General features: G+C 48.5%; 1 protein-coding gene. It reads left to right on the top strand.

All coding sequences use genetic code 11. The features are described 5' to 3' along the window. Positions 1–491 (top strand): tyrosine-type recombinase/integrase (locus K5R16_RS22195; protein WP_220740588.1); only part of this gene is annotated, 491 nt, incomplete at both ends.

Below are 491 nucleotides of genomic sequence, written 5' to 3'. Positions count from 1 at the left end.
GGTTCGTAACTATCTGTTTGAACTGCAGCGAGTCGAGAAGCTATTTAGTGAAATGGACACTTGGCTGTCGCTGCAACACGAGTCTTTACAAGCTATGTTGGCTAAGCTGCATCGTAAAGGCCTAAGTCCACGCTCACTGTCATTGACACTTTCAGCCTTAAAGCAGTTCTACGAGTTTTTACTCAGAGAGCAGAAGATTAAGGTGAATCCGGCCATCAGTCTTACTGCGCCCAAACAGGGTAAACCCCTGCCTAAGAATATGGATGTCGATTCGGTGAGCCATCTGCTCGACATCGATGGCGATGATCCCCTTAGTCTACGTGATAAAGCCATCATGGAGCTGTTTTACTCCTCGGGCTTGCGTCTGGCGGAGCTTGCGGCACTGAATGTCGCTGATATCCAATTCTCCCAAGCTCAGGTCAAAGTCTTAGGTAAGGGCAGTAAAGAGCGGATTGTGCCTATTGGTAAGTTGGCACTCCAGGCCATTAATC

Origin of the sequence: Shewanella sp. c952 (genome assembly GCF_019654975.1) — a bacterium.
Taxonomy (GTDB): Bacteria; Pseudomonadota; Gammaproteobacteria; order Enterobacterales; family Shewanellaceae; genus Shewanella.
This window is presented reverse-complemented; position numbering and strand designations above follow the sequence as displayed.